The following is a 20,100-nucleotide window of genomic DNA, read 5'->3' as shown; positions in this document are numbered from 1 at the left end:
GCCCCCGATGTCGAGCGAACTTTGCCGAGGGAACCTCAGCCTTCCACCGGCGGCAAGGCGCGCGGGCGGCGATTCTCGTCGATGGCGACGAAGGTGAAGACGGCCTCGGTGACTTTGTTGGTGTCCTCAGCGTCACGGCTGCGGCGCCAAGCCTCCACCTCGATGCGCATGGAGGTGCGGCCGCGCGATACCAGGCGCCCGAACAGGCTGACCTCGTCCCCCACGAACACGGGGCCGAGGAAGGCGATGGCATCGACCGCCACGGTGGCCGCACGGCCGCGCGCCGCCCGCGCCGCCACGTTGCCCGCCGCCAAATCCATTTGCGACATCAACCAGCCGCCGAAGATATCGCCGGCGGGGTTGGTGTCAGCGGGCATAGCGATGGTGCGGATGACCGGGATCTCATCGGGCATCTTGGCGGTCTTGTGGAGCATTCAGGGGACCTCGGTCAGGATAGGCGGGCAAATGGTTGGCCTATCAGAGCGTGAAACGCCGCGCAGGGAAAGCCCGGCCTCGCGCCACCCTGCCATCTAGGCGCGGCCGACATCCCGTGTGTAAGATCAGCGCCGTGCAGATAAAGGGTGTCCCCAGCAGAAGGTAGACCTGCGCCATGATCCAGCCCCCCGCCGTCGCCCCCCCGCCCGCCACCGGTCCATTGACCGGATTGAAGGTGCTGGACATGAGCCGGGTGCTGGCCGGCCCCAGCGCCACGCAGATTCTGGGGGATCTGGGCGCCGACGTGGTGAAGGTGGAGCGGCCCGGCCAGGGCGACGACACCCGTGGGTGGGGGCCCCCCTTCCTCAAGGACGACACCGGCCAGGAGACGACGGAAAGCGCCTATTACCTGTCCGCCAACCGCAACAAGCGATCGCTGACCCTGGACTTCACCACCCCGGCCGGCCAGGCGCTGGCGTTGCAGCTGATCGGCCATGCCGACGTGGTGGTGGAGAACTACAAGACCGGGACGCTGGGCCGCTATGGCCTGGGGTATGACGACCTGCGGGACGCCTATCCCCGGCTCATCTATTGCTCCATCACCGGCTTCGGCCACACCGGCCCTTATGCCGCCCGCGCCGGCTATGATTACCTGGTCCAGGGCATGGGCGGCTTCATGTCATTGACGGGCGAGCCGGAGGGCCAGCCCCTGAAGGCGGGCGTGGCCATCGCCGACCTGATGACCGGCACCTACGCCGCCATCGCCATCCTGGCGGCACTCCGCCACCGCGACCTTACCGGGCGGGGCCAGGCCATCGACCTGTCGCTGTTCGACACCCAGGTGGCCTGGCTGTCCCATCCCGGACAATTCTATCTGACCAGCGGCCAGCTGGCGCCGCGCGTCGGCAACGCCCATCCCACCATCGTGCCCTATCAGACCTTCGCCACCAGCGACGGCTGGATCATCCTGGCCATCGGCAATGATGAGCAGTTCGCCCGATTCTGCCGCCTGTCGGGCAACGCCGCCTGGGCCACCGATCCCCAGTACGCCACCAACCAGGCGCGGGTGCGCAACCGCGACACCCTGGTGCCGGCGGTGGCCGCCGTGATCCAGAAGCAAACGTCGGAGTTCTGGATCAGCGCGCTGGAACCGCTGGGCGTCCCCTGCGGCCCCATCAACACCATCGACAAGGTGTTCGCCGACCCCCAGGTGGCCGCCCGTGACATGCGCGTCACCCTGCCCCACCCCCTGGCCGGCGGCACGGGGGCGCCCGGCGACGGACTGCCGGGCACGGTCGACCTGATCGGCAGCCCGATGAAGTTCAGCGACACACCGGTCAATTACCGCCAGGCACCGCCGACCCTGGGCCAGCACACCGATGCCGTCCTGAAGGACTGGCTGCGCCTGGAGGATGAGGACATCGGCCGCCTGCGGCAGGCGGGCGCCCTGTAGCGAGGTCCTGCCCCCCTCCCCGACGGCCATAAACGACCACCAGCGATAACAACGAAGAAGGGTGCGACTTCCATGGAAGACAGCTTGATCAACCGTCGCGGCTTCACCGCCGCCAGCCTGGCCACCGGCTTCGCGCTGGCGGTGCTGCCCGTCTCGGCGGAGACCATCACCACCGACACCGACTCCATCGACGCCGAGATGGTGCAGGTGCCCGTGGCGGGTGGCGCCACGATGGGCGCCTATCGTGCTGTTCCCAAATGGACAGGCAAGGGCGGCGGCCATCCGGTGGTGCTGGTGGTCCAGGAAATCTTCGGGGTGCACGAACACATCCGCGACCTGTGCCGGCGGCTGGCCAAGTCGGGCTATTACGCCATCGCTCCCGATCTTTATTTCCGCCAGGGTGACGCCACCAAGGTCGCCGACATCCCCACGCTGGTGCGCGATATCGTCTCCAAAGTGCCGGACGAGCAGGTGATGGCAGACCTGGACGCCACCGTCGCCTACGTGGCGGCCCACGGCAAGGGCGACACCAGTCGGCTGGCCATCACCGGATTCTGCTGGGGTGGACGCATCGTCTGGCTGTATTCCGCCCACAATCCCGACCTGAAGGCCGGCGCCGCGTGGTATGGGCGGCTGGTGGGCGGCACCGACCCACTGCATCCCAAGAACCCCATCGACCTGGTAAACCAGTTGAACGCCCCGGTCCTGGGCCTCTATGGCGCCAAGGACGAAAGCATCCCGGTCAGCAGCGTGGAACAGATGCGGGCGGCTTTGGCCGACGGCGACAAAGCGGCCAAAGATTGCAAGATCATGGTGTTCAACGATTCCGGCCACGGCTTCAACGCCGACTACCGCCCCAGCTATAACCCCGCCGACGCCAAGGTGGCGTGGAAGCAGATGCTGGAATGGTTCAAGCGCAACGGCGTGCCCTACGTTCCGCACGCGTAACCCCCGGGCCAACGCGGAATTTTGGAAGGGGTTGAGTTTGGTGGCGGATACGTTATAACGAACGTTATGTTATAACATAACGTTGGATCGTGTCATGACCGCCGCCCCGCCCATCCCCGTCACCGTGCTGACCGGCTATCTCGGCGCTGGCAAGACCACGCTGCTCAACCGCATCCTCAGCGAAAATCACGGCCGCAGGTACGCCGTCATCGTCAATGAATTCGGCGCCATCGGCATCGACAACGATCTTGTGGTCGATGCCGATGAAGAAGTGTTCGAAATGAATAACGGCTGTATCTGCTGCACCGTGCGCGGCGACCTGATCCGCATCATCGAGGGACTGATGAAGCGCAAGGGCGGCTTCGACGCCATCATCATCGAGACCACCGGCCTCGCCGACCCCGCCCCCGTGGCGCAGACCTTTTTCGTCGACACCGATGTGCGGGCGCGCGTCAGCCTGGATGCGATCGTGACGGTGGTCGACGCCCGCCATGTCTTGGCCCGGCTGGAGGACAGCCATGAGGCGGAGGAGCAGATCGCGTTCGCCGACGTCATCCTGCTGAACAAGATCGACCTTGTCGATGACCGGGAGTTGGAAACGGTGCGGCAGCGGATCCGGACCATCAACAACCAGGCGCGCCTGCACGAAACGCGCAATTGCGTCATCCCGGTGGAAGAGGTGCTGGAGCGCGGCGCGTTCGACCTCGACCGCATCCTGGCCATCGAGCCCAACTTCCTTTCCGAGGATGATCACGAACACGACGTGGCGATCACGTCGGTGTCGGTGACATCGGACACACCCATCCGGCCCGACCTGTTCATGCCCTGGCTGCGCCGGCTGACCGCCGAACGGGGACAGGACATCCTGCGCCTGAAGGGCATCCTGTGCTTCCCCGGCGAGGAGCAGCGCTACGTCGTCCAAGGCGTGCACATGCTGCTGGAAGGGGACCATCAGCGCGACTGGAAGCCCGGCGAGACGCGAACCAGCCGGATGGTGTTCATCGGCCGCAACCTGGATGCGGCGGCGCTGCGGCAAGGGTTCGCCGCGTGCGCGGCGCGGGCCAACTGATGCTGGCGGCACCTATGATGACCCCGGCAGGCGGCGGGGTGGCAGGCGATGGCAACGACACCCTGGTCGGTCGCTATGGCCGCCATGTCGCGGTCGACGCCCAACCGACGGCGATCCTCTGGCTGGGCGACACCCTCTTGGCCACCTTGGGCGATGGCACCGTCCGCCAGCTCGATGGCGGTGGGGACATGGCCGCGTGGACCGCGCACGACGGCGCGATCCTGAGCGCCTGCCGCCACCCCGACGGGCGCTCCATCGTGACCGGCGGTGACGATGGCCACGTCCGGCGCGTAGGCCTTGATGGACGCGTGGACGGTCTGGGCCATTTTCCACGGCGCTGGGTCGAGCACCTCGTCGCCAGCGCCACCTCCGGCCTGATCGTCGCCGGTGCCGGGCGCGAGGCCGTGGTCTGGCTGGCCGGCGGCACCGCGCCAGCGCATCGCTACACGATCGGCTCGTCCATCGGCGGCCTGGCGCTCGACGGCAAAGGCAAGCGGTTGGCGGTTGCCCATTATAACGGCGCCACCTTGCACTATGCCACCAATGCCGCGAGCGGCGGCACCGCGCTCAACTGGGTCGGCTCCCATCTGACCTGCACGCTGAGCCCGGACGGGCGATACCTTGTCACCGCCCTTCAGGAAACGGGGCTGCACGCTTGGCAACTGCCCGGGATGCTTGACATGCGGATGCCGGGATATGCCGCCAAGACGCGCAGCTTTTCCTGGGACCGGCGCGCCAAATGGCTGGCCACGGGCGGCGACGGACGCGCGGTGCTGTGGCCGTTCGACGGCAAGACCGGACCGATGGGCAAGCCCCCGCTGCTGGTGGCGGAACGCATGGGCGCGATCGTGACCCGCGTCGCTTTCCACCCACGGGAGGACCTGTTGGCGGTCGGCTATGACGACGGTGCGGTGACGCTGGCGCGGCCGGCGGACGACCGGACCCTCGACGTCGATGGGCGTGGAGCGCCGATCACCGCCCTTGCCTGGAACGACGCCGGCACATGGCTGGGCTGGGGTGCCGAGGACGGGCGGATCGGCCTGCTGAACATGCGGGCGCGGGCATGAGAAGCCCCTGCGTCGAGGTCTGCCGGTTCGATGGGTGCACCGGCTGGTGCGTCGCCTGCGGACGGACCCTGGATGAATGCCGGATCTGGCGCAAGGCGTCCCGGCCGAAACTGTTGGCGATCAGCGCCGACCTACCTCGCCGCCTGGCCAAGCTGGCGGCGCGCGCTTCCCAGACGGCGGGAGACCGTTCATGAGCGACGTGTCGCTGGCCCTGCCGACCTTGAGCCTGATGTTCGTGCTGGGACTGCGCCATGGGCTCGATCCCGATCACGTCGCCGTCATCGACAATATCGTCTTCCGCATGGTCGATGAGCGGCCGCGCCTGTCGCCCTGGACGGGAACGCTGTTCGCCCTGGGGCACAGCCTGGCGGTCGCGGGCGTGGCGGTCGGCGTGGCGGCGTTCGCCCGTCGACTGGCCATGCCGCCATGGTTCGCGCCGACCGTCGACATCGCCGTCATCCTGCTGCTGGCCTTCGTCGGATCGCTCAATCTCGCCGCGCTGCTGCGGCGGCGCCCTTATGCGCCGGTCGGCTGGCGGGCGGGCCTGATTCCGGCGCGGCTGCGCACCAGCACCCACCCCGCGGCGCTGGTCGCTGTCGGGATCGTCTTCGGGCTGGTGTTCGACACGGCCACCCAGGCGGCGGCATGGGGCGCCGCGGCGACGACCCAAGGCGGCCTCGCCGCCATTGCCGGGATCATCATCGCCTTCGCGGCCGGAATGATCCTCGCCGACACGCTCGACAGCCAGATCGTGAGCCGCCTGCTGCGCTCACGCGACAGCCCAACCGCCGTCATCCAGCGATACCGCCGGGCGGTTGGCTGGCTGATCGTCGCCCTATCGTATGGGATGGCGCTGTTCGCGCTGCTTGAGATCAGCGGGCACGGCGTGGACATCGACGACACCAGTTTCACCCTGCTGGGCGCCGGCGGCGCCCTGGGCGTCGTGATCCTGCTGGGCAGCCCTCATGCATGGACACGAATGCGGGGACAGGCGCAAAAGCCCTAGCGCCGTCAGGCGGCCCACCAAGTCGGGCACGGGGGCGGCCCTTGGTCTTTCCGACAATGAAAGGAATGGACCGGGATCATGGCGCGCGGGTCAAATAAACAGATTTTATCTGTGTATAAAATTTAAATCACACCACACGAACTGGCGTCAGGTTACGCTTGTTCTTTCAACGGAAAACCGGGGAAAAATGCAGGGCAGTTGGCAGCGCGACAGGGGAACGACTATGCGGGATGGCGGGGGCATCAGGTGGACGGCCGCCTCTGTGCTCGCTTTGGCGATGGGCCTAGGTGGGCCGGCACGGGCGCAGCAGGCGGCGGACGACCTTCAGCCGGTGGACGTCATCACCGTCACCGCCGCCAAAACGCGATCGCTGGAGCAGTTCACGCCGACAGCCAGCCGCCTGGGGTTGAGCGCGCGCGAAACGCCGGCGACGCTGGACACCATCGACAGTGACGAGATGATCGGCCGCGGCTTCGCCACCGTGGAGCAGGCTGCCGACAGCCTGCCCGGCGTCACCTCCGGCGGGTCGCCGGGCGACTCCTCCTCCTTCTCCATGCGCGGCTTCACCGGCGACCAGATCACGGTCCTGCACAACGGGCTCTATCTGGGGCCGTCCAACATGACCAACCGGCCGCAAAACACCTTCAATCTGGAAAGCGTCGAGATCCTGAAGGGGCCGGCGTCGGTGCTGTATGGTCAGGGCGCCATCGGCGGCGTGGTCAACATCGTGAACAAGGGGCCCAGCTTCGGCACGCCCGAGGTCAACGCCCTGGCCACCTTTGGCAGCTTCGGCACCACCAACATCGGTGTCGGCGGCACCACCCACTTCGGTGACAAGGTGGCGGTGCGCCTGGACGTGAGCCGCACCGGCACCGACGGCTATGTGCATGACGCCGGTGCCGATTCCACCAACGCCACCTTCTCCCTGGTGTGGAGGCCCACCGAAACGGTGGAGATCCAGGTGATGGTGGACTACCTGCAGGACAACCCATCCACCTATTTCGGCACGCCCCTGGTGCCCACATCCTTCGCGACCAAGCCGCTGAGCGGCGTGATCTCGTCCACCAACGGGCTGACGCTGGACGAGCGCATGCGCTACGTGAACTACAACGTCACCGACGCCAGCATCCATTCCGAACAGACTTGGCCGCAGATCCTGGTGAAGTGGTCGCCCAACGAAAACCTGACGGTCGAGAACGTCACCTATTACTTCCATGCCGACCGTCACTGGATCGACGCCGAGACCTATCAGTTCAACACCGCGACCAAGTTGATCGATCGCGACCGCTTTTTCGTCATCCACAAGCAGGATCTGGTGGGCGACCAGGGCAGCGTCGCTTACAAGGGCGATCTGTTCACCCTGCCCAACAAGGTGGTGGTGGGGTTCGACTACAACCACCTGGATTTCAACCGCATCCGCGGCTTCCCCGATGGCGACAGCGTCGATCCCTTCGCCCCCAGTCCTGGTGTCTTCGGCGCCCTGACGGGCAAACAAAGCCCTACCAAATGGGACGACGCGTCCGTGTTCTTCGAGGACGCGATCGATGTCACCCCCGCCCTGAAGCTCGTCACCGGCGGGCGCTACGATGTGCTGGACCTGGACCGCAAGAACTACAATTTCGACGGCAGCTATAGCGCCGCCACCAGCTTCACCCGCACCTACCGCTCCGGCACCTGGCGGGTGGGTGCGGTTTACAATGTCACCGACACCATCACCCCCTATGTCTCCTTCACCACGGGGCAGGACCCGGTCGGCTCCAACATCTTCCTGGTGAACGCGGGCGAGAATTTCGGCCTCAGCAGTTCCCATCAGGTCGAGGTGGGGGTAAAGGCCAACACCCCGGACCATCGCGCCGACGCCACCCTGGCGGTCTATGACATCCTGCGCCAGAACATCCTGACCCAGACGGCGCTGGACGTGTTGACCAACATCGGCAGCCAGCGATCCAAGGGGGTGGAGGTGTCCGGCAACCTGCGCGTCACCGACCATTGGACCGTCAGCGCCAATGCCGCGTACACCGACAGCCGCTACGGCTATTTCATCGACACCAACACGGGCCTGAACGACAGCGGCAACCAGCCGCCGGACATTCCCCGGTGGACAGGCAACCTGTGGACCAGCGTGTCGGACATCGGCGGGCTGCCCTTGGAGGTTGGCGGCGGCGTCCGCTACGTCGGCGCCCGCTACGCCAACGCCGCCAACACCGTCCGGCTTGACAGCTATTATCTGGTGGACCTCTACGCCTCATACCGCCTGTCGGCCGGCCTGATGTTGACCGGGCGCATCAACAACCTGTTCGACAAGGCCTACGCGCAGTGGGCGGATATCTATTATCCGTCGGAGGTCATGTTGGGCGCCCCCCGCAGCGCCGAGGTGGGCATTGTCGCCAAGTTCTAGGCCCCGCCCCACGGGCAGCGGCACCCGGTGGCCGATCCGGTGGCCAACGGTGCTGCGGTGGCTGTCGTGGTTTCACCGGTGGGCGGGCGTCGTCCTGTGCCTGCTGTTCACCGTCTGGTTCGCCAGCGGCGCCGTCCTGATGTTCGTGCCCTTCCCCGCCCTGCCCGACGCGGCCCGGCGGGAGGCGGCCGAGCCCATCGCCCTGGATGCCATGGCGGTGACACCGGCCGCCGCGCTGGCCCAGGCCCCCGATGCGACCGACCTGCGACTGGTCAGCGCCGACGGCCACCCCCGCTACCTGCTGCAAGTTCCGGGGCGGCCGGACGTGGCGGTCGCGGGCGACGCCGCGCCACCGCCGAATCCACTGCCCCCTGGTCCGCTGACGCCCAGCCAGGCGGCCGCCATCGCCGGCCGCTTCGCCGGGGATGCGGTCGACCATGTCGAGGGTCCTTTGGCGTACGACCAGTGGGTGGTCCACCATCGCTTCAACCGGTACCGCCCGTTTTATCGTGTGGTGCTGGCGGACACGGCCCACACCTGGCTGTACGTCTCCGCCACCACCGGCGAGGTCCTGCAGCGGGCCACACGGGCGGAGCGGGCCTGGAACTGGTGCGGCGCCGTCCTGCACTGGGTCTATTTCACACCCATCCGCCAGGATTGGAGCCTGTGGAACCAAGTGGTGTGGTGGATATCGCTGTGGGCCCTGCTCACCACGATCGCGGGGATTTGGCTGGGCATCTACCGCACGATGAAGGCGCGGGCGTCCCGCCGGCGCGCCCTGACCCCGTTTCGCGGGTGGTTGGGTTGGCACCATCTGCTGGGCCTCGGCGCCGGGCTGTTCGTCTTCACCTGGATCCTCAGCGGCTGGCTATCCATGGACCATGGCCGCCTCTTCTCGACGGGAGAGGCTGGCGACGACCGGCGCGCGGCCTTCCAGGGCCTCACGCTGGAGGCCGCCGTCGCGGCGCTGACCCTGGATGACCTGCGCGCCCTGGGCTCCGCCACGGAACTGCGCTTCGGCGCCGTGGCCGGACATCCCGTCATCACCGCCTATGGCGGCGGGGCGCCCCCCCGGACCATGATACCGGGTGGGGGCCCTTCCCTGTTCCTGCCCGATGAGGTGTTGGCCGCCGGGCTGCGGAACGCCTGGCCCGGTACAGCGGTGAGCGCGGCCGGCAGCGTGGACGCGACCGACCTCTATGCCCTGGCGGAGGGAATGACGACCGACACCCGGCGCTTCGCGATAAAGGGCGCAAAGCCGGTCGACGTTTACGTGGATGGACACGCCGGCCGCATCCTTGTCGTCATGGACGACAGCCGCAGCACCTATGCCTGGGTCTACTTCGCCCTCCACACCTTCAACTTCCCCGGCCTGACCGGCCGGCCGATGCTGCGCTGGACCCTGGAATTGCAGCCCCTGACGCTGGGCCTGGTGTTCAGCCTGACGGGGGTTGTCGTCAGCACAAGGCGGTTGCGGCGGCAATTCCCCGCGCGTTCCGCCGACAGCCCAAAGAAAAAGGCCCGCCTGCGGGGGAGCGGCGGGCCTTCATAGATGCCGGGTTGGGCGCGGGGAGCAACCCACCCGGACGGGGAAGCAGAAACGGGACGCGGGGGTCGCCGTCTCTGTACCAGGGCGGTTGGGGCCAGCCCCGGTACAAGAGGAAGACTATGCCCGCTGAACCGCTGCGGCTGTGACCAATATCACTACGGTACGGAGCGTAAGCAAATGCTGCCATGCGTCGGCCACCCTTGAACGGGCGCCGCCCCCACCCAGCGCCGCTCAGTACAGGGCGATGCACTCGCCATGGCGGACGTTGGCCGGTGCCACCAGGTCCAGGATGGTGGGCACGACACGGGTGACCGGCGGCTGCGTGTCCGGCTTTTCGCCGGGGAAGGCCTGGGCGCGCAGCTTGGTGGGCATGGGGCCCGGGTCGACTAGGTTGACCTTCAGGGGGCTTTGCAGCACCTCCTGCGCGTAGGTCAGGGCCATCATCTCCAACCCCGCCTTGGCCACGGCGTAGGCGTTCCAGTAAGCCACCGGCTCATGGCCGTAACGGTCGGTGATGAAGACGGCGCGGCCCGCGTCCGATCCCCGCAGCAGGGGGTCCAGGCTGCGGATCAGGCGCATATTGGCGGTCAGCGTCAGGGCCAGCACCTTGTCCCATTCCTTGACGTTGGCGTGGGCCATGGGGCCGATGGCGCCCAGCATGCCGGCGTTGGCCACCAGGATGTCCACCCGACCGAACCGGTCCAGCAGCGCCGGGCCCAGCACATCCAGCTGCGCCGGCTCCGCCGCCATGTCCTGGGGAATCAAGGTGGCGCTGCCGCCGGCGGCGCGGATGGCGTCGTCCACCTCCTCCAGCCCGCCCACGGTGCGGGCGATCAGCACGACATGCGCGCCCTCCGCCGCCAGGCCCTTGGCAACCGCTGCGCCCAGGCCACGCGAGGCGCCGGTGACCACGGCCACCCGGCCGGTCAGGCGACCGGTGGGGAGGGGAGAGGGGAGCTCAGTCATGCGGGGGCGCTTTCCTCAAAAAATGGTTGGGCCGCCGACAAGGGTAGCGTGCGCTTCCCATCCCTTATCGCAACGGACGGCTTTGCGGTGTACGGCCTGGCATCGGCCCCGTCAATCGCCACCCGCTTGGCCGCCACCCACTCTGCCGCCACCCGCTCGGCTCCCACCCGCTCAGTCACCCCCCACCGTGACAGTGTCGGCCAGCGGCAAGGCCGTGCGCTTCATGACGGTGCGCAGGGTGAAGCTGGAATGGACGCGGGCCACGCCCGGCAGGCGGGTCAGGATGCGGTTGTGCAGGGCCTCATAGTCGGCGGCCCCCGCCACCACCACCCGCAGCAGATAGTCGCTGTCCCCCGACATCAAATAGCACTCCATCACCTGCGGACAGGTGGCCAGCGCCTCCTCGAACGCCCGTAAATAGGGCTCCGTCTGCTTTTCCAGCGTCACCTGCACGAAGACACTCTCCGGCCGGCCGCAGGTGGCGGGATCCAGGATGGCGGTGTAACCGCTGATGATCCCGGCCTCCTCCATCGCCTTGACCCGGCGCAGGCAGGCGCTTTCCGACAGATGAACATGCGCGGCCAGGTCTGAATTGGGGATGCGTCCATGCTCCTGCAACCGGCCCAGGATGGCACGATCAATCCTATCAAGGACTGTTGTTCGCAGACCCTGCCGCATAGCGTCCCCCAAACGATGGTTTCTTGCTCATTTTGCCCTCACGCCTGGCCTGAACGCAAGGACATGCACCGGCCTTCGGCCTTATTCTGCCTTCCGAAATCGAGGCAACGGTTGAGCGACCGGACAGGCGGCGCCAACCCCCCAAATACCGGGAGATATGTCATGCTGGTCGGCGTTCCCAAGGAAATCAAAAACCACGAGTACCGCGTCGGTCTGATCCCCGCCAACGTGCGCCAGCTGGTGGCCCATGGCCACAGCGTCGTGGTGCAGAAGAACGCCGGCGCCGCCATCGGCCTGACGGACGACCAGTACGCCGCCGCCGGCGCCGCCCTGGTGGACACGGCCGAGGAGGTCTTCGCCAAGGCCGACATGATCGTCAAGGTGAAGGAGCCGCAGCCGCACGAGTGCCGCATGCTGCGCCCCGGCCAGGTCCTGTTCACCTATCTGCACCTGGCCCCCGATCCGGAGCAGACGGAGCTGCTGCTGGCCTCCGGCGCCATCTGCATCGCCTATGAGACCGTGACCGACGCCCGCGGCGGCCTGCCCCTGCTGGCGCCGATGAGCGAGGTCGCCGGCCGCATGTCCATCCAGGCGGGCGCCAAATGCCTGGAGAAGAGCTACGGCGGCAACGGCATCCTGCTGGGCGGCGTGCCCGGCACCCCGGCCGCCAAGGTCGTCGTCATCGGCGGCGGCGTGGTCGGCCTGAACGCCGCCCGTATGGCCGTCGGCCTGGAAGCGGAAGTGACCGTGCTGGACAAGTCGCTGGACCGGCTGCGTCAGATCGACCAGCAGTATGGCCGCCGCGTGAACACCCTCTACGCCAACCTCGACACCGTCGAAAAGTGCGTGCTGGACGCCGACCTGGTCATCGGTGCCGTGCTGGTGCCGGGCGCCAACGCGCCGAAGGTCGTCACCAAGGAGATGGTGACCAAGATGCGCCCCGGCAGTGTGCTGGTGGACGTGTCCATCGACCAGGGCGGCTGTTTCGAGACCTCGCACGCCACCACGCACGCCGACCCCACCTACGTGGTCGACGGCGTCATCCACTACTGCGTCGCCAACATGCCGGGCGCCGTCGCCCGCACCTCCACCTTCGCCCTGAACAACGCCACCGCGCCCTTCGTCCTGGCCTTGGCCGACAAGGGCTGGCAGCAGGCCCTGGCCGATGACGTGCACCTGCGCAACGGCCTGAACGTGTTCCGCGGCAAGCTGACCCATCCGGCCCTGGTGGAAGCGGGCGACGCCCGCTATGTGGCCGCCGAAACGGCCATCGCCTGATCCCTTCCGGATCAGCGACCGAGTGACTGTGAAGGCCCGGCGGCGACGCCGGGCCTTTTCGCTGTCCGCCGGCTGACCGCTGACGTGCGACGCCGTGACCTGGACCTTTTCCCTGGCCCTGGCACATCCCGATCGCCTAAGTTGCATTTGGAAGAATCACGGGGGGCACCAATGACGTTCACAGACGGTCTTTTATTGCTCTTTCTGTTCGGTGGCGGCTTCGTCTTCTGGAACCTGTCGGATTTGATTGAGGCCAAGGAGGAGGAGGTCCGCGAGCGGGCGCGAAAACTGAAGCTGGAAAACGACCGCGAAGAACAGCGAATGAAGCAGGAGGCTACGGCTGCCTCGACCGGCGCCTGATAGCACATACTGACAAGGTCAGCCCGCCATGCAAGCGCCGTCCTGGCTCATTTCAGCGGCCCCCGCCCTGGCCGGCCTGCCCGATGTGCCCGCCGGGGAACGGTTCCAGTAGCTGCTGGAACACGGCACCATGAAGGTGGGCATCTACGGCCCCCGTGGCCACGATCCGCAAGGCCCCCATATCCGCGATGAAATCTACGTCATCATCAGCGGCACGGGTACCTTCGTGAAAAATGACGAGCGCCGCCCCTTCCAGCCGCTTGACCTGCTGTTCGTGGAGGCCGGCGCCACACACCGGTTCGAGGACTTCACCGAGGACTTCGCCACCTGGGTTTTGTTCTGGGGACCGAAGGGTGGGGAAATGCTGAGCACCAGTTTTAAGAACTGATTTCCATTATTAAATTCAAATCGAAGGGGCCTTTATCCGGTGTTCATAAAGAGAAGCGTCTCCGCATCCGTTTTCAACGTCCTGACACTGGCGGGGATAATCGCCCTGACGGGGTGCGCCTCACAAAAGAGCCAAGGCAATGCAGCGCTCATAGAACGAACCGAGGCCCGCTACCCCCTCTTTTCTCCAAACAAGGAAAAGGGGATACAGACCTTTCTCACCGCTGTCCGTTCCCTGAAGCGCCCACACCAAGCTGAACCCGGATGCGAGGAGTTTATTTCAGACTTCCTCGCCAACACCAACATAGCGGTCCAACATCCCATAACATCCGCAACGTCGGCCAAGGACATCGCGGCGCAAACTCAGCTGGACCGGTGTCCGGCGGACTTATTCCAGGAGCCGCCACCGCCGCCATTCAAGGTACCAACGGAGCAACCTACGGGTCAGATCTTCGAGCGATATGACGTCTACAGCGAGCAGCTGACCAATACGAAACTATACCTGCTCCTATATCGGAAAATGGCGTGGACAACGCCAAGCGGCGAAGGAAAACTTCACAGCCTTTCGACCTATGCACGGGAAATCGACCCCGCCACTTGTCACGGGAACGTTATTGGCTCCGACATCTCCGGGCCCAAGAATGCCGAGGTCAATGACGACCAGGGCGTGTATCTGCTCACATGGAAGCAGATACCGATAACCGTAACGCTGCTGCACCGGACCCAACCCAGCGGCCCAGGAACGCCCGGTGCGTTCTGGAGCCTATCCGCTCAGTCGCAATTCCCTATGGTGTTGCCGCTTATGTGCATTGTGTCCTGGAAGCCCTGACCGAACCTGGGGCGGTGAGGAACGATCAGGCGCTGCGCCCCTCGCGTTCATCCTCCCGCGCCATCAGCAGCGGATGCAGGAAGCGGGCTTCCAGCTGGCGGGCTGGCATGGGCTCGGCGATGTAGAATCCCTGGACGACGGGGCAGCCCTCCGCCACCAGCCAGGCCAGCTGCTCCTCCCGTTCCACGCCCTCGGCCACCACCTCCAGGCCCAGTCGCGCGCCCAGGGTCAGGATCATGGCGGCGATGGCGCTGTCGCGCGGCAGATCCTGCACGAAGGCCCGGTCTATCTTCAAGGTGTCGATGGGCATCTGGCGCAGATAGGACAGCGAGGAGAAGCCGGTGCCGAAATCATCCACGGCGATGCGCACACCCAGCCGTTTCAGCCGCCACAGCACTTCCAGCGAACGGGAGCTGTCCACCATGACGCTCTCCGTCACCTCGATCTCGATGCGGTCGGCGGCCACGCCGCTGCGCGACAGGCAGTCCCGCACCAGCTCGACAAAGCCAGGCGCGATGATCTGACGGGCGGAGACGTTCACGGCGATATGGAAATCCGGCAGCAGCTTGGTCCAGTGCGTGGCCTCACGGATGGCCTGGTCCAGCACCCAGCTGCCCAATTCCATGATCAGGCCACTGTCCTCCGCCACGGTCATGAAGGCGCCGGGCTGCACCAGTTGGCCATCATGCTTCCAGCGGACCAGCGCCTCCGCCCCCACCAGGAACTGGTCAGCGGCCCGCACCTTGGGCTGGAAATAGAGTTCGAACGAACCGATGCTGAGGGCCTGCCGCAGATTGGCCTCGGTGCTGAGGCGGCTTTCCGCGCGCTCACTCATTTCGGGAGAGAAGAAGCGGTACTGGCCCCTGCCGGCGGACTTGGCGACATAAAGGGCGGTGTCCGCTTGGCGCATCAGGGTGGTGGCGTCGTCGGCGGCGTCATTGACCAGCGCCACGCCGATGGAGGCGCCAGCATGCAGCTGGTGCCCGCCCTCCACCATCAACGGCGCCTCCAGCGCCTTCAACAGGCGCTCGGCCAGCACGGCGGCGTCCACCGCCTCAAACGCCTCTTCCGTCACCACCAGGAATTCATCGCCGCCCAGGCGGCCCAGCATGTCGCCCGCGCCGATGCAGTCGCGCAGGCGGCCCGCCACCGCCTTCAGCAGCCGGTCCCCCACATCGTGGCCCAGGCTGTCATTCACATGCTTGAAGCGGTCCAGGTCCAGGAAGAACAGGGCGATGCCATCACGCCCCCCGGCCGGGACCGGACGGCCCTGCCCTTCCGATAACGCCCCCGCGGGATTGCGGAGCCACCGTTCCCGCCGCCGCAGCGCCTCATCCAGCCGGCGCTGCAACAGCAGGCGGTTGGGCAGGCCGGTCAGCGCGTCATGGGTGGCCAATTGCTCCATATCCGACCGGCTACGGTCCAGCAGGCGCAGCACCTCATTGAAGCGGCGCACCAGGAAGCCCAACTCGTTGTCCGCCTGACCGGGGAAGTCCGGCAAGCGGGCCGCCCCGGCGCGCGAGGGGTCGATGCGGGCGATGGCCAGGCCCACGGCGCGCAACGGCCGGGTCAGAAAGGTGTGCAGCAGCACGGCCAGGACCACGCCCAAGGCAAGGTCGCGCACAAGGCCGCCCACCACGGTGGCGCGGATAAAGGCGGCGTAGTCGGCCGCCGCCCGACTGGTGTCCAGCTCCAGCTCCAACCGGCCGATGACGGGGCCCGTGCGGGGGCTGCCGGACGGGCGGTACAATAGGCGCTGGGTCTGCGCCAGATCCTGGAAGATGGCCGCGAAACGGGCGCTGGACAGCCAATCGCGCCACATGCCCCCGCCCGCTTCCACCGGCGCCGTGTCCCGCGTCCCGGAGGCCAGCACGCGATCCGGCGTCTCGATCAGCCGGATGGAGCGGACGCCGTCGATGGCCAGCACCGAACGGACCAGTCCGGACACCAGATCCGGATCCAGATTCCAGACGGCGGCGCTGGCCGTGTTCTCAACCAGATCCATCACCAGGTGGCCGGTGTTGGCGAACTTCGCCCGCTCCCGTTCAGCCTCCCCCACCCCTTGGATCAAGGACAGGACGGCGCCGATGACGACGGCCGACAGCAAGGCCAGCGCCGCTTGCCGCACCGTCAGCGACTGCCAGAACGCCACCGTCATCCGATGGCGGCGCATCGCCTCCTGCTGTCGGGCGCGCCGCACGCGCCAAGCGTGAAGCCAGCGGGGCGGACGGACGGTGAACAACGGGGTCGAGAACGCGTCAGGCTTGCTCACGGCACACCTTTCACAGGCCTTGCCGCCGGTGTCCGCCCGTTCGACATTCCCCTAACCCGCGCCATCGCCATCCGCTTCTTGCCTTTTCCACCGGCGTTCGGGTGCCGCCTTCCCACGGCGAGGGCCGTCCGCGTCAAAGGGAACCGCAGCCCGCGCTCACTGACTCTGTCCAAGATCTGCTTTATCGCCGCGCCATCACCACCTGCAATTTCTCGCGCAGGTTCACCAGGGTCACGGGCTTGGCGATAAACGCGTCCGCACCCAAATCCCTGGCCTTCAAAACCGTAACCTTGTCCGCGCGATTGGTCAAAAAGACCACTGGAATGTGATGCCCCTTCGCTTCCCGCGCCCGCAGGTGCTGCAAAAAGGTCAGCCCGTCCACCGGGGCCATGTCGATATCGGCGACAATCACGTCCGGCCGCCTCTCCATGGCGACGTTCAGGCCGGAGGACCCGTCCTCCGCCTCCATCACCGTGCCAAAATCCAGCTGGCGAAGGATGCGAACAACGACACCACGGATGAAACTTTGATCCTCAATCACCAGGGCGCTGCGGAAATTGAATGAAATCGCACTCATCTGCCATCCCCAAACGGCCGCTTCGCTGTCCCGTTCCAAACAATTTTAACTTTAACGCAAAATGAATACGCGCGGTTTCTTTCCACCCCCCGCCCTCATGCCGGGAATACAGATATAGTATAGGCAGAAATTATAAGGAACGTCTTGTTATAAAGCGGCGATCGCCGCCGCCACCTGTTGCAGGGCCGGGGGCAGACCCTTGGCCGCCTGCCGGGCGTCCCCCACGTTCCCTTTCAACAGGGCGTCTTCCACTCCATCAGCCACGCGCGCCAAAATCTCGGCGCCCGCGCTTTTGGCCACCCCGGCCAGGGCATGCACGTCCCGTCGCGCCATAACGGCGTCGTCCCGTTCAAAAGCCAGCGCGACCCCATCGGCCAAGGGCTTGGCCGCGTCCAGGAAATCGCGCAGGAAGCCCCGGGCCTCATCATCCAGAACGCCGAACAGGTCCAGCGTGTAGGAGAGGTTGAGGGGCAGCGCGTCCCCTTCCGCATCAGCCACCACGGGTGCTGCCGCCGCGTCCACCGCCGGCACGCCAGCGGGCAAGGGTGGTAGCCACTGTGTGAGGCAGCGGTCCAGCCGCTCCAGTTCCAACGGCTTGGCCAGGAAGCCGTCCATGCCGGCCGCCAGGCAGCGCTGGGATTCGCCGGCCATGGCATTGGCCGTCAGCGCGATGATGGGGGTGCGCAGACCGGTGCCCGCCTCCGCTTCCCGGATGGCGGCGGTCAGTTCGAAACCGTCCATCTCAGGCATGTTGCAATCGGTCAGCACCAGGCCAAAGCGGCCCGTGCGCCATGCCGACAGCGCCTGGGCCCCGTCCTCGGTGATCTCCGCCGCGATGCCCAACAGGGACAATTGACGCCGGATGACCATCTGATTGACCGGCTGGTCTTCCGCCACCAGCACCAGGCGCCCCTGGGCGGCGGCGGCCTCCGGCGATGGCGGTTCCCCCCGCCCTCGGCGCAAGGGGGAGGCGGCGGTCCGCGCCGCCATCTCCTGCCCCGCGGCGGCGGCCACGGCCCGAATCAACGGGACACGGCGCACCGGACGTCCGATCTGCACCGTCCCGGACGGCAGGCCCGACGGCCGGACCGAATCCGCCGCGGCGACCAGCACCGCCGGCTTGCCCGCCGGCAGGTCGGGCCAAACGTCCCCGGGCCGGGGAATGACCACGGCGACGGTCCAGGCCTGGCCTTCAGCGACCACATGCCCGCCGGCCGCCTCGATGTAGCAGGCGACGGTGTCGCGCAGCGCCTGAGTCTCCGCCGCGACCAGCACCGCCATGCCCGCCAGCGACGGCAAGGCCGGCTGGGGTGCCGCCACCGGCTGTTCCTCGGCCACGGCCAGGTCGATCTCAAACCAGAACGTGGAGCCCTGGCCCGGCGTGCTGTCCAGACCGATGCGGCCATCCATCAAATCGACCAGGCGCCGGCTGATGGACAAGCCCAGGCCGGTACCGCCGAAGCGGCGGCTGGTGGAGCTTTCCGCCTGGGTGAACGGCTGGAACAGCTGCTTCTGCACCTCCTCCGCGATGCCGATACCGGTGTCCTGCACGGCGACACGCACGCGCGACCGGCCCGGCGCAGCCCCCGCGAGGCATCGCACCGAGAGGGTGACGCCGCCCTTTTCCGTGAACTTGATGGCGTTGCCCGTCAGGTTGTACAGCACCTGTCGCAAGCGCAGCGGATCGCCCATCAGCAGTTCGGGGACGGCGGGATCGATGTGGACGTGCAGGTCCAGCGACCGTTTGCGCGCCTGTGCCGCCAACATGTCCGCCACCCCCTCGACCAGGGGACCCAGCGCCACCGGATGGCATTCGATGTCCATGCGGCCGGCTTCGATTTTCGAGAAATCGAGAATGTCGTCGATGATGCGCAGCAGGGTCCCGGCGGCGTCCCGGGCGGTGAACAGCATCTCCATCTGGTCATCGTCCAGGCCCGTATGGGACATGAGTTCCAACATGCCCAGGACAGCGTTCATGGGCGTGCGGATCTCATGGCTCATGGTCGCCAGGAAGCTGGACTTCAACCGGCTGGCGCTCTGCGCCTCGCGTGCGGTGCAGATGTTGTCGTAGGAGCGCAGCGCCGTGATGATGGTGATGAACAGCTTTTCGGACGTGAGTTCGGTCTTGGCCTTGTAATCGTTGATATCGTAATTGACGATGACGTCGCGTACCGGGGCCTGGCCCGGCTGGCCGGTGCGCAGCACGATGCGCACGTCGTTGTTGTCGAACTCCTCACGGATGCGGCGGGCCAGAACAAGGCCGGCGTCGTCGGTCTCCATGACGATATCCAGCAGGGCCACCGCCACGTCCGAGCGCCGGGTGAGGATGGTCGCGGCCTCCGCCGCCGAACGCGCGGTCAGCAGCTCCAGCGGGCGGCCCTTGTAGGTCAGCCGGCTGAGGACGAGCCGGGTCATGATGTGCACTTCCTCATCGTCATCGACGACAAGAATGGGCCAGGGCGGCAGGTCCGGCGTCTTGGTCGCCGGCGCGTCCTCAATCATGAACAGAGAATCGAGGTCGGACGTCATGGCCGCCCGAGATCAAGGCGACGGGCGGTGACGGCTTGCATTCGTTTGGAACCGCTGATCACAGCCATGAATCGACGCGCCGGCACCTTTATGCCGTTTGATTGACATTCCCCCATATCGGCCCACCGATGACGCCATATGGTAGCGGTATCGGTGAGTCCGGGCTAAACACCCGCAGGAAACCAATGTTCCCAGGGTGTCACAGCCACTGTACATGATGGGGAACGACCAATCCAGCCGCTCACGATTCCCTGCGCGATTCAGGACGGACGCATCGGATGGGGCGGCTTATCGGCGCC

Annotated in this window: 18 protein-coding genes; 12 read left to right on the top strand and 6 right to left on the bottom strand. The window is 66.6% G+C overall.

What is annotated here, in order from left to right:
• Positions 1–35: 35 nt before the first annotated feature.
• A complete protein-coding gene (locus tag FHS74_RS25750; RefSeq protein ID WP_184807122.1) occupies positions 36–434 on the bottom strand; it encodes an acyl-CoA thioesterase in 399 nt (132 codons plus the stop codon).
• Positions 435–610: 176 nt separating this feature from the next.
• Between FHS74_RS25750 and FHS74_RS25745 the strand changes: the two genes are divergently transcribed.
• The 8 genes from FHS74_RS25745 to FHS74_RS25710 all read left to right on the top strand — a co-directional run bounded on the left by FHS74_RS25745 (position 611) and on the right by FHS74_RS25710 (position 9,928).
• A complete protein-coding gene (locus FHS74_RS25745; protein WP_184807121.1) occupies positions 611–1,888 on the top strand; it encodes a CaiB/BaiF CoA transferase family protein in 1,278 nt (425 codons plus the stop codon).
• Between the two features lie 72 nt (positions 1,889–1,960).
• Positions 1,961–2,836 carry a dienelactone hydrolase family protein gene (locus FHS74_RS25740; protein WP_184807120.1) on the top strand — a complete coding sequence of 292 codons (876 nt, stop codon included), beginning with the start codon at positions 1,961–1,963 and terminating at the stop codon, positions 2,834–2,836.
• A 94-nt stretch (positions 2,837–2,930) separates the two neighbouring features.
• Entirely contained in the window at positions 2,931–3,905 is a 975-nt protein-coding gene (locus tag FHS74_RS25735; RefSeq protein WP_184807119.1) for a CobW family GTP-binding protein, read from the top strand.
• 14 nt (positions 3,906–3,919) lie between these two features.
• Positions 3,920–4,972, top strand: coding sequence for a WD40 repeat domain-containing protein (locus FHS74_RS25730; protein ID WP_211106556.1), 1,053 nt, complete (start codon positions 3,920–3,922; stop codon positions 4,970–4,972).
• A complete protein-coding gene (locus FHS74_RS31365) occupies positions 4,909–5,166 on the top strand; it encodes a DUF1289 domain-containing protein (RefSeq protein ID WP_425491377.1) in 258 nt (85 codons plus the stop codon). Before FHS74_RS25730 ends, FHS74_RS31365 begins: the two co-directional genes overlap by 64 nt.
• Positions 5,163–5,978, top strand: a complete 816-nt coding sequence (locus FHS74_RS25720) for a HoxN/HupN/NixA family nickel/cobalt transporter (protein WP_184807117.1) — start codon at positions 5,163–5,165, stop codon at positions 5,976–5,978. The genes FHS74_RS31365 and FHS74_RS25720 overlap by 4 nt, the downstream gene beginning before the upstream one ends.
• Positions 5,979–6,240: 262 nt before the next feature.
• Entirely contained in the window at positions 6,241–8,376 is a 2,136-nt protein-coding gene (locus tag FHS74_RS25715) for a TonB-dependent siderophore receptor (RefSeq protein ID WP_211106555.1), read from the top strand.
• Positions 8,377–8,425: 49 nt separating this feature from the next.
• Positions 8,426–9,928, top strand: coding sequence for a PepSY domain-containing protein (locus FHS74_RS25710; protein WP_184807116.1), 1,503 nt, complete (start codon positions 8,426–8,428; stop codon positions 9,926–9,928).
• A 228-nt stretch (positions 9,929–10,156) separates the two neighbouring features.
• Here FHS74_RS25710 and FHS74_RS25705 read toward each other — a convergent pair whose 3' ends face one another.
• On the bottom strand, positions 10,157–10,891 hold the full coding sequence (locus FHS74_RS25705) for an SDR family NAD(P)-dependent oxidoreductase (RefSeq protein ID WP_184807115.1): 735 nt from the start codon (positions 10,889–10,891) through the stop codon (positions 10,157–10,159).
• A gap of 171 nt (positions 10,892–11,062) precedes the next feature.
• A complete protein-coding gene (locus FHS74_RS25700; protein ID WP_184807114.1) occupies positions 11,063–11,569 on the bottom strand; it encodes an Lrp/AsnC family transcriptional regulator in 507 nt (168 codons plus the stop codon).
• Between the two features lie 162 nt (positions 11,570–11,731).
• Here FHS74_RS25700 and ald point away from each other — a divergent pair, with 162 nt between their 5' ends.
• The 4 genes from ald to FHS74_RS25680 all read left to right on the top strand — a co-directional run bounded on the left by ald (position 11,732) and on the right by FHS74_RS25680 (position 14,423).
• Positions 11,732–12,847, top strand: a complete 1,116-nt coding sequence (gene ald / locus FHS74_RS25695) for an alanine dehydrogenase (protein ID WP_184807113.1) — start codon at positions 11,732–11,734, stop codon at positions 12,845–12,847.
• Between the two features lie 171 nt (positions 12,848–13,018).
• Positions 13,019–13,207 (top strand): hypothetical protein, encoded by a 189-nt coding sequence (locus FHS74_RS25690; RefSeq protein WP_184807112.1) that lies wholly within the window; start codon positions 13,019–13,021, stop codon positions 13,205–13,207.
• 130 nt (positions 13,208–13,337) lie between these two features.
• Positions 13,338–13,595 (top strand): cupin domain-containing protein, encoded by a 258-nt coding sequence (locus tag FHS74_RS25685; RefSeq protein ID WP_184807111.1) that lies wholly within the window; start codon positions 13,338–13,340, stop codon positions 13,593–13,595.
• A gap of 39 nt (positions 13,596–13,634) precedes the next feature.
• Positions 13,635–14,423, top strand: a complete 789-nt coding sequence (locus tag FHS74_RS25680; protein ID WP_184807110.1) for a hypothetical protein — start codon at positions 13,635–13,637, stop codon at positions 14,421–14,423.
• Between the two features lie 25 nt (positions 14,424–14,448).
• On the opposite strand, the gene FHS74_RS31215 is transcribed toward FHS74_RS25680, so the two are convergent.
• The 3 genes from FHS74_RS31215 to FHS74_RS25665 form a co-directional block, all read right to left on the bottom strand.
• Positions 14,449–16,695, bottom strand: a complete 2,247-nt coding sequence (locus tag FHS74_RS31215; protein WP_184807109.1) for an EAL domain-containing protein — start codon at positions 16,693–16,695, stop codon at positions 14,449–14,451.
• 181 nt (positions 16,696–16,876) lie between these two features.
• Positions 16,877–17,311: a response regulator gene (locus FHS74_RS25670; RefSeq protein WP_184807108.1), complete on the bottom strand. Its 435-nt coding sequence runs from the start codon at positions 17,309–17,311 to the stop codon at positions 16,877–16,879.
• 108 nt (positions 17,312–17,419) lie between these two features.
• Positions 17,420–19,801 (bottom strand): response regulator, encoded by a 2,382-nt coding sequence (locus FHS74_RS25665; protein WP_184807107.1) that lies wholly within the window; start codon positions 19,799–19,801, stop codon positions 17,420–17,422.
• Positions 19,802–20,100: the final 299 nt, after the last annotated feature.

Origin of the sequence: Nitrospirillum iridis (genome assembly GCF_014205765.1) — a bacterium.
In the GTDB taxonomy this organism is placed as follows: domain Bacteria; phylum Pseudomonadota; class Alphaproteobacteria; order Azospirillales; family Azospirillaceae; genus Nitrospirillum; species Nitrospirillum iridis.
The sequence above is the reverse complement of the archived record's forward strand: the minus strand, read 5'-3'. Positions and strand labels throughout refer to the sequence as shown.

What these genes read in the sequence shown, in the direction of transcription:
- ald (WP_184807113.1), top strand. Translation starts at nt 11,732, where the DNA reads ATGCTGGTCGGCGTTCCCAAGGAAATCAAAAACCACGAGTACCGCGTC.
- FHS74_RS25735 (WP_184807119.1), top strand. Translation starts at nt 2,931, where the DNA reads ATGACCGCCGCCCCGCCCATCCCCGTCACCGTGCTGACCGGCTATCTC.
- FHS74_RS25720 (WP_184807117.1), top strand. Translation starts at nt 5,163, where the DNA reads ATGAGCGACGTGTCGCTGGCCCTGCCGACCTTGAGCCTGATGTTCGTG.
- FHS74_RS25740 (WP_184807120.1), top strand. Translation starts at nt 1,961, where the DNA reads ATGGAAGACAGCTTGATCAACCGTCGCGGCTTCACCGCCGCCAGCCTG.
- FHS74_RS31365 (WP_425491377.1), top strand. Translation starts at nt 4,909, where the DNA reads ATGGCTGGGCTGGGGTGCCGAGGACGGGCGGATCGGCCTGCTGAACAT.
- FHS74_RS25745 (WP_184807121.1), top strand. Translation starts at nt 611, where the DNA reads ATGATCCAGCCCCCCGCCGTCGCCCCCCCGCCCGCCACCGGTCCATTG.
- FHS74_RS25730 (WP_211106556.1), top strand. Translation starts at nt 3,920, where the DNA reads ATGATGACCCCGGCAGGCGGCGGGGTGGCAGGCGATGGCAACGACACC.
- FHS74_RS25700 (WP_184807114.1), bottom strand. Translation starts at nt 11,569, where the DNA reads ATGCGGCAGGGTCTGCGAACAACAGTCCTTGATAGGATTGATCGTGCC.
- FHS74_RS25750 (WP_184807122.1), bottom strand. Translation starts at nt 434, where the DNA reads ATGCTCCACAAGACCGCCAAGATGCCCGATGAGATCCCGGTCATCCGC.
- FHS74_RS25685 (WP_184807111.1), top strand. Translation starts at nt 13,338, where the DNA reads ATGAAGGTGGGCATCTACGGCCCCCGTGGCCACGATCCGCAAGGCCCC.
- FHS74_RS25705 (WP_184807115.1), bottom strand. Translation starts at nt 10,891, where the DNA reads ATGACTGAGCTCCCCTCTCCCCTCCCCACCGGTCGCCTGACCGGCCGG.
- FHS74_RS25665 (WP_184807107.1), bottom strand. Translation starts at nt 19,801, where the DNA reads ATGACGTCCGACCTCGATTCTCTGTTCATGATTGAGGACGCGCCGGCG.
- FHS74_RS25690 (WP_184807112.1), top strand. Translation starts at nt 13,019, where the DNA reads ATGACGTTCACAGACGGTCTTTTATTGCTCTTTCTGTTCGGTGGCGGC.